The following is a 12819-nucleotide window of genomic DNA, read 5'->3' as shown; positions in this document are numbered from 1 at the left end:
GATTCACAAAAAGCTGAGGTGCTTCTGAAGCATGAAGGGATTGCATTCGCGCTCCATACCTTACAAGGCGATGCAGCCAGCCAAATTGTGGCGTGCTCACATTCCCTAGGATGTGACAGCATCATCCTAGGTTCGCATGGCAATGGTTTTCTGGCGGGGATTTTTCTGGGCTCTGTCGCGGCAAAGGTGATTCAGCTCTCTGATTTACCAATCACCTTAGTCAAATAAGAGATCGTGAATTGCTTGATAGCGCGGCCCCATAACTGGATTGTCAAAGGCAGGTGTTTTGAAAAGATTCTGATTTAACCTTGCCCTTCAGTAGCCGACCATGAAGCCCTATCACGAGTGGGGGGTTGATATTTTTTGAATCAAATGACTTCTCGACAATGGTTTGATATCGATTAGCCTAGGATTGCTACCCAGTAAAAAGACCCTCAGTGAGTCCAATTATTGCTTAGGGCCTTGTGACCATGTTATCGCGTTGTCTGCGCTATGGGCGGGGTCGCGTCGGCACCCGAAAGGGTGGTCGGCCCTCGTGGTCGGTACTCCAACCTTCGCGGCTTTGCCCACCACTCACGTTAGTGATTTCGCGCTCAATCAATCAAAGTCATCATGCCTGGAAATGCTTAATGCGTCTTGGCTTACTCATGCCCCCCTTAATGAAAATACCTTAGAGACTCGTTTAAAGTTAACGAGCCTATTGCTGTGTCATCAGCAGCTGTTCCACCATGAAGCCTTTGTCTTTCAGTCGTTCCAGCAGTGCCGCGTAGGCCTGCGGTTTTACCCGGGTCGTTCGCGACAGAATCCATAAGTATCTGCGAGTGGGCTCGCTGACGGCGACCAATTGGTATTGTTCGTCAATATCAATAATCCAGTAGTCCGCCCATACTGCTGGGAGAAACGACATCCACGCTGGTGCGAAACGCACCTTGAGCCTGGGAGAGTCCGGAGCACCCACTTGCCGACCAGTGGCGAGAGAAAGATGCAATTGGCCATCGCGTAATCGACAACGGTTGACCGCTTGCACCGTACCGTCGACCTGTAGATGGAAATCGGTTCGGGTGAAACCGGCGCACTTTTTCTGAATCCGGTTGGGAGTGCGGGCGATCTCGTACCAGGTACCCATGAGCCGAGGCAGATCGATGCTGGCGACAGGCTGCAACGGCAGACTGGAACTGTCTGCCTGACCGCCGGGAATAGCAAAACTCAATCCAGACCAAAGCAGGCTAGTAAAAAGGTAGAGAACTACTCTGCGCATAGCACTAACGCTCACGGTTGGCGGTCGACGATGCATTCCCCAATGCTATCGGAGAAATCGGGTGCACGGAGATTGGCCTCTCAGCTCAACGATAGGCTATAGCCAGCTCAATCAGAGAAAAACCGGCATCGGGTTCGGCCATGTGAAGCACAGACTTACCAGCGCAGCCAGCTTCGACCGAGTAATGCGCCTAGTAACGTCGGCACCAGCATGCCCAACAAGTACCACACTCCCCAAAATGGTATCTGCATCTCGGGGCAGCCAAGCAAGTAAGCAATCGTTGCCATTGAGCCTGCTAGTAGTCCACCGCAGGCTCCTGAGAGCGTCAGATTGGTGGGTGCAAGACCGCGTAGCGCCCAAAAACACACCGATAAACCCAGGAATCGACAGCAAGCTAATGTTGAGCACGCATACCTTCCAGGTTTGGCCGAGAATGATCGCTACGCGGTCGTCAGGTGGGGCTACCAAGAGTACATAGATAGATCCGACCCACACCGAAGCGACTGCGGCAACAATCAGCATTTTTCCGGGGCCCGAGGCAATTCCAAGTCTAGCCAGCCTCATTACCATGCTCAGTGCACCGATCATCAGACAGAGCGGAAAGGCGATCTTTGCCCAAAAAATCGGTGTAGCCATGACCAGGCCAAGGTGTGGCCGATTCCTATTATGCTATTACCAGTAAAGTGGCCGGACAGCATCGCGCAGCTGATTCACTTAGCGAGTGTCCTGCGGACAACTGGGGCCACACCCGACGCGAGCAGGGAAATAAAAAACATCAGTATTCATCATGCACACCTAACTCTTAACGCCAGTGCTTTGAGCCCTCAGTGTAGATAGTTGCTGGCAGATAGGGTGCAACCTACCATTCCAAATTGCCGAATAAAACTTCTACCCCGCCCGCTACTCTATTAGATGCAGTCACTAAAGGTATTGCACATGATCGCCCGTTGGCGCTGGGTAACGAATCAACTCACCAAACGGCTGTGGTTCAGAGCCTCCCTATTCTCCCTTCTAGGCGTGGCTACGGCTCTGCTCGCTGTTGTATTCAAAGACTTCATTCCGGAGTCATTGCCAGCGCGCATCGGTGCGGATGCGGTGGACAAAATTCTGGGGATCATTGCTTCCAGCATGCTGGCCGTTACAACCTTCTCGTTAAGTACGATGGTCACGGCGTATGGTGCCGCGAGCAGCGGGGTGACGCCTCGTGCCACCACGCTCGTGATGGAGGACACCACGACCCAGAATGCCCTCGCCACTTTCATCGGCTCATTCCTCTTTAGCCTGGTGGGGATTATCGCGCTGAGCACGGGCGCCTACGGCACCCAAGGTCGAGTATTGCTGTTCGCAGTGACGATAGTTGTGGTCATCCTGATCGTTTACACCCTACTGCGCTGGATCGATCACCTGTCCAAGCTCGGAAGGGTTGGAGAAACCATCGACCGCGTCGAGGCAGCTGCGATAAAGGCAATCAGCCAACGAGTCCAATGGCCCTACCTAGGCGGTTCAGCTTACCCGCCTGATCTGGTACTTCCCCCTGGCGCAATTACAGTCACAAGTGATCTAACTGGCTATGTGCAACATATCGATGTGAACGCTCTTGGAACCATCGCACAGGACAATCAGACCCAGATTTATCTGGACGTACTTCCGGGGACATTTGTGCACGAGGGAATGCCACTCCTACACATTGTGAGCTTGGGCAACACGATGACCGGTGATACCAATATCGCTAGAGAGGAGATTCTAGCGGCGCTGACCATCGGCATCCGGCGAACCTTTGAAAATGATCCTCGCTTCGGGCTCTGCGTGCTCTCGGAAATCGCTTCTCGCGCCTTGTCTCCTGCGGTCAACGACCCTGGGACGGCCATTGATGTCATTGGCCGAGGAGTGAGAACTTTGACTTGTTGGAGCAAACCTCACGTCTCTAGCTCGCAGACAGATCAAGGCTGTAAACAGGTCTTTCTTCGAGGATTGACTGTTGAAGATCTGTTTGACGATTTTTTTGCCCCGATAAGCAGGGACGGTGCAGGTTTGCTTGAAGTTAACCTTCGCCTGCTAAAGGCCCTCATCAGCCTCGCTAGGATTAACCCTGCGATCTTTAAGCATGCCTGCGACAGACACGCAGAGCTTCTGGTCACACGAGCAGATACAACGTTAGTGATGCAGCATGAGAAGGATCAACTTAGCTCACTGGCTAGGACGATGCCCCGGTAAAACCTATCGAGCTGGATTCTTTGGCGTGGTGTCGGGTTCTACGTTCTGTAGGAAGCCCCGCGCCAATTGCTGATACAACTCAGGCCCCATTTGAACTAACAGCCTTGGAGATCAAGGCTACCGCCATGAGACTAATAACCATACTGTGACTATCAATCATCTCCATCACAATGATTGCGGAGGTGATCGGAGACTGAGTAACAGCGGCCAGAAAACCAACCATGCAGAGGGCAATAGTGGGCTGCGCGGCTAGATGGAATAGCTCTGCGGTATTGGCGCCGACTGCTGCCCCTACGGCGAGCGAAGGGGCGAAAATACCTCCTGGAATACCAGAAAAGTAGGTCACTACGGTCGCTAAGAAACGCGTAATGGGTGCGTGCCATGGCAGGACAACATCGGATGCGATGACCTGAGAGGTAATGCCGTATCCGCTACCGAACGACATTCCGCCACTCAGCCAGCCCAATATTGCGACGATCAATCCGCAGATACCGGCAAACCATACTGGGTGCCGGCGCCGCCATTGCCAGATGATGAACTGTGGGTGCCGCTGTGGCCATAACAACATTCGGCTAAACAAACCACCCAATAGCCCACATCCAATCGCTATCACTAATGCCGGGACGACTATGTCGAGGTTGATGTCCTGAATGCCGAAATGACCGAAATGACCGAAATGACCGAAATGACCGAAATGACCGAAATGACCGAAATAGTTGTAGTTGCCCTGCAAGGCAATAGCGACCATACCAGACAGGATGATGGTGCTGAGAAGAACGCCACTCGTGCGGGTCTCCAGCTTGCGTCCCAACTCTTCTACCGCAAAGGCGATCCCGGCCAATGGCGTATTAAATGCAGCCGCAATACCTGCTGCACCTCCCGCCAGAATGAGATCCTCGCTGCGCACAATTCGCGCATTGGGCAGGAAACGGTGAAAGAAGTGCATGATGGATGCCGCAACCTGGACTGAGGGGCCTTCCCGCCCCGCTGAAAAGCCGCCCGTTAGCGCCAACGTTCCAAGGCTTATCTTGGCGAAAGCAATGCGCAGTGAAACCAGTCTGTTAATGGGCTTGCCTTGACGCGCAAGGAGTGTTGCCGCGATTACCTGCGGAATTCCGCTGCCTTGTGCGCCCACGAAAAAACGCGTTGTCAGCCAAACTACGAACATGCCGATCAGTGGGGTGTAAATAAGAGGAAGTCACGCTCGCTCAGCGGTCTGTTGCGCGAACTGCTCCAAAGCTATGTCGGCCAACCTTGCAAAAGCCACTACCAGTAGGCCAGCAATGGTCGCTGCAATCCATAGAGTTACGCGAGTGCGCCAGCGCATTGAGGCGAAGCCTCGACGAAAAAGCTTTATCGGTTTGATCACACGAGGGGCTCCCGTTGAAGTCGCCATATTGACCGTAAGACTAAACAAATAAGAAGCTTGCTCCAAACAGCTTTGCGCAAGCTGGCGCAGAACGCTCTCCTATCGCTTCGCCGTTAAGCGAGTGCTACCCAGGAGTTTTTTATCCAGCTGCGTCTGCAACATCTTTAAGTAGACACCGTGTGAGGATCATCTTGGTGATTACAAATGTAAATCCCGCAAAAAACATTGTTATGAAGGCATAAGCCATCCGCTATTGCATGCGCTCTCTTCCCTCGACGCTTGACTCTTCGAGCGACTGAGAGGCTGCGCACTATTCACGCGCCCCTCGTATCAAGCATTCGACAGACGCTCCTCAGTCCAGCGCAAAAAACTTATTTCGGGGCATACGCAGCCACCGACTTGCAAATTTCCTCCCGAGCCTCATCAGCGCTCCCCCAACGGCCCATCTTCACCCACTTGCCCGGCTCCAGAGCCTTGCTGTTTTCGAAGAAATGCTGGATCTGTGCGAGCAAAAGTACGGGAAGGTCTTCCCACTCCTTCACGTCGCTGTACTTAGAGCTGAGATTGTCATGAGGCACCGCAATTACTTTGACCCCAGCACCTACTTCGCTTGTCATGTACATCACACCAACCGGGCGGCTGCGAACTACAACGCCAGCCGATACCGGGTACGGGCAAATCAACAGTACGCCCCGAGGATCGCCATCATCACTCAGCGTATTTGGAATAAATCCATAGTAGGCGGGATAAAGCGTCGATGTACTGAGGAAGCGGTCAACGAAGGTCTGTCCACTTGTTTTATCCACCTCGTGTGTAACCGGAGAATGGTTAGCAGGAGTTTCGATAACCGTAAAAAAGTCATTGGGGATCGCGATACTCGGTGGAACATCCGTATAGCTCACGTTCGTACCTCAAAGGTTTAGGAATGGCTTGGAGGCCTTTCTGCCGACGGTGCCCATTTCAATTGGGGTTTTTACGTAGAATACGGAAATCTCCTAAACCTCCAACCTCTTGAACAACATTTCGGATTCGTCCTCGGTGATAGCCATGCGAATCTCCGTAGGTTGATCTGCCAGCTCAAAAAAATGCGATGAGTGCAATTTACCTGTGTGCCCAAATCCTTCAATTGCTGTGCAGAGGCTCGCGCCGCGCCCCCCCATCTCTTTAGCAACGTCGACGATCCATTCGCGCAGCATCTTTCCCTGACAACAACGGTTCTGCTAGGCGAAGAAAATCGCTAGATAACCTCTCATGTTCGTCTCCTCAACGTGGCCCCAGAGTGGAAATAGCGTTGCTGTGCGAGCGACCGGTATCAAGCAGATGTGTGACTATCGCCGTGACTGCGCCTACAAGGTGAGCGGAAACACCAATCACGCGCTCTACTGTCACCTCCGAATGCGTCACGGCAGTCCTTCAGTGTGGTAATCAGAACATGAGTATTGCCTACAAAACCTCGACAAGATGACTGAACCCGAACGACAAGCGCTCTGGGACGTGGTCAGAAGCTGCTCGCCAGACTTGATGCAGGGGAGTTGTTTTGAAGGAGAGTGAACTTCCAGTCAAAACTTACGTGACTTGCGGCCTTCCCTTCTCATTGAGGAAAAAGTGGGCACACTGCTCGGAGAAAGTTCGCTACTGGTCGGAACGCTGCCGGCGTAGTAAAAGCTGAACTAAAGAAAAAGGGCCATTCCAGGCCCTTTTGTACTCAAACCAAGATCACTTGGTCAGCCAGGACTCTACTTTGTCCGAGCCATATTTGGCTTTCCATTCTTTCAGCGTTTTGTGGTTGCCGCCCTTGGTTTCCACAACTTCCCCGGATTCAGGATTTTTGTAAACCTTCACTTGGCGAGCTTTGCGGGTGCCCGCTTTTGGCGCGGCGACAGGAGCGCGTCGGGCTTGCGGATCCAGAAGATTGATGATGTCTTTCAAGCTGAAGCCGTACTTCGCGAGCAACGCACGGAGCTTTGTTTCGAATTCGATTTCTTGCTTCAGACCAGCATCACCCTTGAGCGCTTCTAGCGCTTGGAGCTGTTCGGCTAAGTGTTTTTCCAGTTGGCGAAATTCTGCGAGCTTGGACATGGTCGTTCTCTAGGTAGTTAGTCGCCTTACAATACACAAAAAACCACAATTTGAATTTAGAGTCAGGGAGCCATTTCTATGCAAGCCGAGGCTCGGTGTACTATCAAAAAAACGAGAAGATTTCGAATGCAGAAAGGCAGGCTAAAAAACGTGCTCAAAGGAAAAGTGAAAAACATTGGAATTTTTTCTGAGAGCACCACTCTTTTGCCTATGAGCGTAAGGAGGAACTCATGAGCCAAACAGATATTTTTGTCATCGAGTACAAGCTGCACGGGAAGCCAAAGTCATTCGTAATTCGCGCCAAAACAATGCGCAATGTGGATGCCTGGCATTGGGCAAGCTGCGACGCCGGCCTAGCGCCCATTCCTAAACCCGGTAGACCTCCGTTGAAGGTCGTTTCGAAACCTCAAGCCGAGCGATACGGAGTGACAGAAGTGAAATGGCGCGAAACGGCTGTTCTTGATTGGACAGAGGCCTGAACATAGCCCAGACGGCGCAAATAGCGGGTGACTGTGTGTAGTGGTCAACTATTCCCGGACACGACGTTAAGTTTTTTCTCGGCCTGAGCTGGGGCCAGTCCGTTGTTGAATTGGTGCGGTCTAATCCATTTGTACCTATGCATCAGGTAATAACTGATGTCGCGGTGCGCCTCTTGAGCTGTCATGTAGCCTACGGTCGGTATCCATTCAGTTTTCAAGCTGCGAAACACACGCTCCATCGGCGCGTTATCCCAGCAGTTTCCACGACGGCTCATGCTTTGGCGCATGCGGTAACGCCAGAGCCGTTGACGGAACTGGCGGCTACCATATTGCGAGCCCTGATCCGAGTGAAACAAAAGCCCTTGAGGCCTGCCACGCTGTTCGTAAGCCATGTCCAACGCCTTGATGACCAGATCCGCATCCGGCTTGTTCGACAGCGCCCAGCCCACCACTCGGCGCGCGTAAAGATCCATAACGACAGCTAGGTAATGCCACTTCCCTTGAGCCCAGATGTAGGTGATGTCGCCACACCAGACCTGATTCGGCGCCGGCACATCAAACTCTCGATTCAAGATGTTCGGAATGTCAGGCCGCTCAACCGTCGCTTGTTTGTAGGCATGCGATCCAGGTTGTTTGCTGACCAACTCCAGTTCCCGCATCAGGCCTCGCACCTTGAACCGCCCGATCAGCTCGCCGTCTTCCTGCATCATTGACACGATACTGCGGCTACCGGCAGCGCTTCGACTTTGCGTAAACAGTTCATTAACCCGGCTGCGCAACCGAAGCCGCTCAACGTCTGGAGTTCGGCGCCTGAGGCGGTCGGCGTAGTAACACGAACGAGTGACGTCAAAGACTGCGCAAAGCCAATCAACCGGCTCTTGAGGGCTCAGTTGATCAATCAGCGCGTGCGCTCGTGCTCTTCCGACATCAAGAGCGCGGTAGCCTTTTTTAAAATGGATTTCTCCCGCTCAAGTCGAGCGATTCGAGCTTCCAATTCCTGGATTTTCTGCTGCTCAGGCGTCAGCGTCTTACTCTGCGGAGTAACGCCGCTGCGCTCCTGCTGGAGTTGATTAACCCAGCGACGCAACGCGGACTCGACCACCCCAAGCGAGCGGCTGGCTTCGATATGGCTATAGCCTTGATCGAGCACGAGGCCTGCGGCCTCGCGTTTGAATTCAGCGGAAAAAGAACGACGTTGTTTGGTCATCAGACACCTCTATCTGGCGAGCATTCTCGCCTAAATGGGTGTCCGGTAAGAGATGGTCACCCCCAAACCCTGCGAGGGCTACGCTTTCGCAGGGTATTTTATTTTGGAGGCCATCATCATGAGCGAATTGGCACTGGTCGGTATCGATCTCGGCAAACACACTTTCCACTTGCACGGCCAGGACGTATCGGGTCGAGAGATGTTTCGCAAGAAGCTCTCGCGCGTGCAGATGATGCGTTTTTTCGGCAACTGCCCCACTTGTAATGTCGTGATGGAAGCCTGCGCTGGTTCCCATTTCGTTGCCCGCGAACTGGCTACCATGGGACATGTAACCAAACTGATATCCCCGCAGTTTGTTCGGCCCTTTGTTAAAAGTAACAAAAATGATTTCGTTGACGCCGAGGCGATCTGCGAAGCCGCCTCACGCCCTTCGATGCGATTTGTCTCGCCTAAAACCGAGGCCCAGCAAACGCTCTCAGTACTTTATCGCATGCGTGAGTCGCTGGTGCGTGACCGCACCAAAACAATCAATCAACTCCATGGCTTCCTGCTGGAGTTCGGCATCAGCCTGCCTCTGGGGCGGACGGTCATAAAACGTCTGCCTAGCGTTCTGGCCGAGCATGAGTTGCCGATACGGCTCAGCACATTGTTACAGCGGTTGCACGCACACTTCGGCTATCTGGATGAGCAAATCACGCTGCTGGATAAAGAGATGGCTGGCCAACTGGCTGACGATGATCTGGGCAGTCGTTTGCTGAGTATGCCCGGCGTCGGCCCGATCACCGCCAGCCTGCTGGCTGTCGAAATGGGAGACGGCATGCAATTCGGATGAAGTCGTGACTTCGCCGCATCCATAGGGCTCGTTCCCAGACTGTACAGCACGGGTGGCAGGTCTAACTTGAAGGGGATCAGCAAGCGAGGAGACAAGAGCCTCAAATGCCTGTTGGTACAGTGCGCCAGGGTTTTCTGATGAGGTGAATAACGCGTTGCGTGATGAGACCCCCCTACCAACTTCAACGCTTGAGGCGTTGCGCGACTTTACTCTGGCGATGGTGCGCCAACGTGGCGAGCTTGAGTCCACGCAAATGCAGGACTTTTATGCAGCCGGCTATACTCAACAAAATGTGTTGGAAATCATATTAGGCCTCAGTCAAAAAGTTATGAGCAACTACACCAACCACATTGCCCAGACGCCTGTCGACGAAGCCTTTAAGCGTTTCTCCTGGACTAAGAAATCATCCCGATAACGATCATCGATACCGCCCCTTCCCCTCCCGGGCACGATTTAGATTTATGAGCGTGCCCCGCAGGTTCGATCGAGGTAACTTTTCCGCGATCTAGCGTGTCAGGGGCCTCAAGCGAAAACCGCGTGCTTACAGTAGCGTGCACTACTTAGCAGAGAATATTCATGGCATTGCGAAAATCAGCGCCGATCATCGTTTTCGATGTGAATGAGACATTACTCGATATCACCACCCTTGAGCCGCTGTTTGAGCGTGTCTTCGGTGACCGAGCCATTTTGCGCGAGTGGTTCGCCAATCTGATCCTCTACTCGCAAACTATGACCTTATGTGGGCGTTACAGCCCATTTGGCAAACTGGCCGCGGGCACGCTGCACATGGTCGCGTCTATCCATCATGTCGCGCTCGACGCTAGTGATATTGATGAATTGCAGGCACGGATGAGTACTATGCCAGCACACCCTGATGTGCTGCCGGCACTCAACTGCTTACGTGATGCCGGCTTTCGGTTGATGACGCTAAGTAACTCGCCCAGCGGTGCATCCCCTTCGGCTCTTGAGCGCGCCGGGTTAGCGAAATTCTTTGAGCGCAGTTTCAGTGTTGAGGTAGTGAAAAAATTTAAGCCTGCCCCGGAAACCTATCAGATGGTTTCGAGGGAGATGAATGTCGAGATGGCGGACTTGCTTCTGGTCGCTTGTCATCTTTGGGATACGGCGGGTGCGCAAGCTGCGGGGTGCCTTGGCGCACTGCTGACCCGGCCGTACAATGCACCGCTACCGATAGACGAGGTGCCAGTGCCAGACATAATGGCCGCAGAGTTAGGAGGGCTGAGCGAGCAGATCATTCAACGCTGGGGCGGACAGACTTAGCCAAAGGCCTAACCTGACCCTCTTAGTGGCCTATTGCCGATGGCAATGGGTGTGCTTGATTGCCCGAGTCGGCCAATGACCTATATGTTCGCCATGACATAAGTCATTTGATCGCGGTGTAGGACTGTAGGCAGGAACTACTTTCCAGTGACGTTTAGACTAATCCCGAATAGCCAGCAGCGTCGCAAACATCGCCATTGTTGAAAAAAGCTCGAAAACCGTCGTTGATAGACTTACCGTACGATTACACGGCCCATTTGGTCAGCAATCCCCATCCGACGCTATTGCTGTGTCATCAGCAGCCGTTCCACCGCGAAGCCTTTGTCTTTCAGTCGTTCCAGTAGTGCCGCGTAAGCCTGCGGCTCTACCCGAGTTGTTCGCGACAAAATCCACAAGTATTTGCGAGTCGGCTCGCTGACGGCGACCAATTGGTATTGTGCGTCAAGATCAATAATCCAGTAGTCCCCCCACACTGAGGGGAGGAACGACATCCACGCTGGAGCGAAGCGCACCTTGAGCCTGGGAGAGTCCGGAGCGCCAACTTGCCGACCAGTGGCGAGAGCAAGATGCAATTGGCCATCATGCAATCGACACCGGTTGACCGCTTGCACCGTACCGTCGGCCTGTAGATGGAAATCGGTGCGGGTGAAACCGGCGCACCTTTTCTGAAACCGGTTGGGACTGCGGGCGATTTCGTACCAGGTACCCATGAACCGAGGCAGATCGATGCTGGCGACAGGCTGCAACGGCAGACTGGAACTGTCTGCCTGAACAGCGGAAGCGGTAAAACTCAATCCGGCCCAAAGCAGGCCGGTAAAAAGGTAGGGAAGTAATCTGCGCATAGCACTATCGCTCAAGACTGACAGTCGACGATGCATACCCCTATGCCATAGGAAAAATCGGGTATACGTAGGTTGGCCCTAAACTGCGAAATTGCACTCCACTTGACCACCCGTTCGCATTCGATCTGACCAGTCATTTGCATTCGTTCTGACCACCGATTGCATCGGATTTGACCCGCACGCGTCGTACTCAAGATCGGCAAGGAACCTACCAATAGCGGACTTTTTGAATAGATTCAAACCTGCCGTGCTTTGCCGAAGGAACCCACGCGCTCGTTACCCAGCCGCAGAACGGCGTCTTTTCATGCGTACATATCGTCATCCGCATGGCGGAGTAGAGCATCTGCATCCTCCCCGTCAGCGGGATAAATGGCCACGCCAATACTGCAAGACGGTATTTTTACCCCTCCAAATTCAGAGCCCAGCGGCTCGGCCATGACCGTGAAAATCTGCTCCACCTTCCTGGAAACGGCGTTCTCCGACTGGATGTCCGTCAACAAAACAGTGAATTCATCACCGCCCATACGGGCCACCGCATCCGTCTCACATACGCAGCCTTCCAGCCGTCGTGCAATCATACAGAGCACACGATCACCCACGGCATGTCCATGGGAATCATTGATACCCTTGAAGTCATTGATATCCAGAAAAAGTAAAGCCAGAGTGCTCTTGTTACGGTATGCCGCTCGCAGCGCCGAGTCCACTCGTGCATTGAAAAGCGACCGGTTGGTCAGTTCTGTCAGCGGATCATGATGGGCGAGGAAACGTAATGCTTCCTCGGCCTGGCTGAGGGCCGTAACATCACGCGCGACACCGATCCGCGCACCCACTTCCTCTGACCAGAAGGCCGCCCAGAGGATGTGCACGATACCTCCGTCCTTGCGCAGATATCGGTTGCGGAAATCGAAGTGGGGCTGACCATCCATGACCCGGACAATGGAGGCTCGTGTGACCGCCAGGTCGTCAGGATGCATATAGTCGGTGATCGCGTTGCCGGTCAGCTCGTCGGCACGGTAACCGAGCAGTGCCTCACAGGCATCACTTACAAATACAATCTGGTTGTCCCTATCAACCACGAAGACCGTGTCCAACATCAGATGGATCAGTTTGGGGTAGTGCTCTTGCAGGTCTACGGGCATAGGTCAGGGAGTCCGGTTCATATATTTTGATCATAGCCCGAGGGAAGGGTGGCGGCGAGGAATCCTGCAGACTTCCAGAAGACATGCGCAAAGTCAGGTAACAGTTCGCTTTCGAGGCCTAT

13 protein-coding genes and 4 pseudogenes are annotated in these 12819 nt (G+C 53.3%); 7 read left to right on the top strand and 10 right to left on the bottom strand.

What is annotated here, in order from left to right:
* Positions 1 to 228: universal stress protein (locus tag FBY01_RS13815; RefSeq protein ID WP_145307881.1), on the top strand; the 228-nt coding region annotated here is incomplete at its 5' end.
* Between the two features lie 469 nt (positions 229 to 697).
* On the opposite strand, the gene FBY01_RS13810 is transcribed toward FBY01_RS13815, so the two are convergent.
* The 3 genes and pseudogenes from FBY01_RS13810 to FBY01_RS31845 all read right to left on the bottom strand — a co-directional run.
* Positions 698 to 1258 (bottom strand): lipocalin family protein, encoded by a 561-nt coding sequence (locus FBY01_RS13810; RefSeq protein WP_145307883.1) that lies wholly within the window; start codon positions 1256 to 1258, stop codon positions 698 to 700.
* Between the two features lie 155 nt (positions 1259 to 1413).
* On the bottom strand, positions 1414 to 1626 hold the full coding sequence (locus tag FBY01_RS31850; RefSeq protein ID WP_256664417.1) for an NrsF family protein: 213 nt from the start codon (positions 1624 to 1626) through the stop codon (positions 1414 to 1416).
* A gap of 70 nt (positions 1627 to 1696) precedes the next feature.
* A pseudogene (locus tag FBY01_RS31845) lies at positions 1697 to 1894 on the bottom strand (NrsF family protein); the annotation flags it as partial.
* A gap of 300 nt (positions 1895 to 2194) precedes the next feature.
* Between FBY01_RS31845 and FBY01_RS13800 the strand changes: the two are divergent.
* Positions 2195 to 3472, top strand: a complete 1278-nt coding sequence (locus tag FBY01_RS13800) for a DUF2254 domain-containing protein (RefSeq protein WP_145307885.1) — start codon at positions 2195 to 2197, stop codon at positions 3470 to 3472.
* Between the two features lie 3 nt (positions 3473 to 3475).
* Here FBY01_RS13800 and FBY01_RS13795 read toward each other — a convergent pair.
* The 3 genes and pseudogenes from FBY01_RS13795 to FBY01_RS13785 all read right to left on the bottom strand — a co-directional run bounded on the left by FBY01_RS13795 (position 3476) and on the right by FBY01_RS13785 (position 6037).
* Positions 3476 to 4841: pseudogene (locus tag FBY01_RS13795) on the bottom strand (chloride channel protein).
* Between the two features lie 371 nt (positions 4842 to 5212).
* The gene (ppa, locus tag FBY01_RS13790; protein ID WP_145307887.1) at positions 5213 to 5743 is read right to left on the bottom strand and encodes an inorganic diphosphatase; all 531 of its coding nucleotides are present in this window, start codon (positions 5741 to 5743) and stop codon (positions 5213 to 5215) included.
* A 9-nt stretch (positions 5744 to 5752) separates the two neighbouring features.
* Positions 5753 to 6037: pseudogene (locus FBY01_RS13785) on the bottom strand (DUF190 domain-containing protein).
* 341 nt (positions 6038 to 6378) lie between these two features.
* On the opposite strand from FBY01_RS13785, the gene FBY01_RS13780 reads away from it, so the two are divergent.
* Positions 6379 to 6510: a DUF2256 domain-containing protein gene (locus FBY01_RS13780; RefSeq protein WP_145307889.1), complete on the top strand. Its 132-nt coding sequence runs from the start codon at positions 6379 to 6381 to the stop codon at positions 6508 to 6510.
* A 47-nt stretch (positions 6511 to 6557) separates the two neighbouring features.
* Here FBY01_RS13780 and FBY01_RS13775 read toward each other — a convergent pair whose 3' ends face one another.
* Positions 6558 to 6920, bottom strand: a complete 363-nt coding sequence (locus FBY01_RS13775; RefSeq protein ID WP_145307891.1) for a histone-like nucleoid-structuring protein, MvaT/MvaU family — start codon at positions 6918 to 6920, stop codon at positions 6558 to 6560.
* Positions 6921 to 7150: 230 nt separating this feature from the next.
* Here FBY01_RS13775 and FBY01_RS13770 point away from each other — a divergent pair, with 230 nt between their 5' ends.
* A complete protein-coding gene (locus FBY01_RS13770) occupies positions 7151 to 7399 on the top strand; it encodes a DUF6555 family protein (RefSeq protein ID WP_145307893.1) in 249 nt (82 codons plus the stop codon).
* Positions 7400 to 7443: 44 nt separating this feature from the next.
* Here FBY01_RS13770 and FBY01_RS13765 read toward each other — a convergent pair.
* Positions 7444 to 8606 (bottom strand): IS3 family transposase gene (locus FBY01_RS13765; protein ID WP_145307895.1). Its coding sequence is split into 2 segments (ribosomal slippage): positions 7444 to 8351 and positions 8351 to 8606, totalling 1164 coding nucleotides; the frame shifts between segments, so codons are not numbered across the junction.
* A gap of 118 nt (positions 8607 to 8724) precedes the next feature.
* On the opposite strand from FBY01_RS13765, the pseudogene FBY01_RS13760 reads away from it, so the two are divergent.
* The 3 genes and pseudogenes from FBY01_RS13760 to FBY01_RS13750 form a co-directional block, all read left to right on the top strand.
* A pseudogene (locus tag FBY01_RS13760) lies at positions 8725 to 9573 on the top strand (IS110 family transposase); the annotation flags it as partial.
* A 7-nt stretch (positions 9574 to 9580) separates the two neighbouring features.
* Positions 9581 to 9853 (top strand): carboxymuconolactone decarboxylase family protein, encoded by a 273-nt coding sequence (locus tag FBY01_RS13755; RefSeq protein ID WP_218571008.1) that lies wholly within the window; start codon positions 9581 to 9583, stop codon positions 9851 to 9853.
* A gap of 161 nt (positions 9854 to 10014) precedes the next feature.
* Positions 10015 to 10716, top strand: a complete 702-nt coding sequence (locus FBY01_RS13750; protein ID WP_145307897.1) for a haloacid dehalogenase type II — start codon at positions 10015 to 10017, stop codon at positions 10714 to 10716.
* 281 nt (positions 10717 to 10997) lie between these two features.
* Here the strand turns inward: FBY01_RS13750 and FBY01_RS13745 are convergent, their stop codons facing one another.
* Complete coding sequence (locus tag FBY01_RS13745) at positions 10998 to 11594, bottom strand: lipocalin family protein (protein ID WP_256664412.1); 597 nt, start codon at positions 11592 to 11594, stop codon at positions 10998 to 11000.
* 266 nt (positions 11595 to 11860) lie between these two features.
* Complete coding sequence (locus FBY01_RS13740) at positions 11861 to 12697, bottom strand: sensor domain-containing diguanylate cyclase (protein WP_145307901.1); 837 nt, start codon at positions 12695 to 12697, stop codon at positions 11861 to 11863.
* Positions 12698 to 12819 lie beyond the last annotated feature (122 nt).

This window comes from Pseudomonas sp. SJZ077, assembly GCF_007993905.1.
Classification (GTDB): domain Bacteria; phylum Pseudomonadota; class Gammaproteobacteria; order Pseudomonadales; family Pseudomonadaceae; genus Aquipseudomonas; species Aquipseudomonas mandelii.
Note: the sequence above shows the minus strand (reverse complement) of the source record. Positions and strands in the feature narration are given on the sequence as shown.

Bases quoted from the DNA above. Each gene is read 5' to 3' on its own strand.
- FBY01_RS13770 (WP_145307893.1), top strand. From the start codon at position 7,151: ATGAGCCAAACAGATATTTTTGTCATCGAGTACAAGCTGCACGGGAAG.
- FBY01_RS13745 (WP_256664412.1), bottom strand. From the start codon at position 11,594: ATGCATCGTCGACTGTCAGTCTTGAGCGATAGTGCTATGCGCAGATTA.
- FBY01_RS13810 (WP_145307883.1), bottom strand. From the start codon at position 1,258: ATGCGCAGAGTAGTTCTCTACCTTTTTACTAGCCTGCTTTGGTCTGGA.
- FBY01_RS13800 (WP_145307885.1), top strand. From the start codon at position 2,195: ATGATCGCCCGTTGGCGCTGGGTAACGAATCAACTCACCAAACGGCTG.
- FBY01_RS13775 (WP_145307891.1), bottom strand. From the start codon at position 6,920: ATGTCCAAGCTCGCAGAATTTCGCCAACTGGAAAAACACTTAGCCGAA.
- FBY01_RS13740 (WP_145307901.1), bottom strand. From the start codon at position 12,697: ATGCCCGTAGACCTGCAAGAGCACTACCCCAAACTGATCCATCTGATG.
- FBY01_RS13750 (WP_145307897.1), top strand. From the start codon at position 10,015: ATGGCATTGCGAAAATCAGCGCCGATCATCGTTTTCGATGTGAATGAG.